The organism is Streptomyces sp. AC627_RSS907 (assembly GCF_019049165.1).
Genome location: NZ_JAGMUE010000503.1, coordinates 1 through 671 on the forward strand (window position 1 = coordinate 1; position 671 = coordinate 671).

Sequence of the window (671 nt, forward strand, 5' to 3'; positions counted from 1 at the left end):
TCGCACTGCTCGGCGAACTTCCGCAACACCGGTATGCCGTAGTTGAACTCGTGGTTGCCCAGCGCCGCCGCGTCGTACCCGATCGCGTTCATCGCCCTGGCCATCGGGTGCACCGGGCCGCCGGGGCCGGTGATCGGGTCCACCTTGGCGTAGTAGTACGACAGTTGGGTGCCCTGGATGGTGTCGCCGGCGTCGATCAGCAGCGTGTCGCGCGCGCCGCGGTCCGCGCGGACCTGCTTGACCAGCGTGGAGATCTTGGCGAGCCCGATGTCGTTGTGTTCCTTGTCGTCGAACTCCGCGTCGGTGAAGTAGTCCCAGTTGAAGACGTTGCCGTGCAGGTCGGTGGTGCCCAGGACGCTGAACTCGTACCGCCTGCCCGGCCGGCGCCCGGCGGCGGGCGACGCGGCCACGGTCGCCGTGCCGGCCAGCGCCACGGCGGCGCCCGTCGCGGCGGAGCGGCCCAGGAACTTCCTACGGTCCAGCGGCATGTCGTTGTTCTCCGTGTTCTGGCGGCGATGCGCGGCGTGTCCGCGTCGGCGTCACGCGCGAGGATTGTCCATCCGCGTCGGTGGGTGCGACACCCCGGGCGGGTTTCGATCACATGACTACCTGATGTGCGGGCCGACTGCGAGAGTGAGCCCCATGACAACCACCACACCGCTGTCCTACGG

The 671-nt window shown here is 69.0% G+C and carries 1 pseudogene; it reads right to left on the reverse strand.

The annotated features are described in order from the left end of the window. Window positions 1–488: pseudogene (locus tag KUM32_RS36705) on the reverse strand (metallophosphoesterase); the annotation flags it as partial. Window positions 489–671 lie beyond the last annotated feature (183 nt).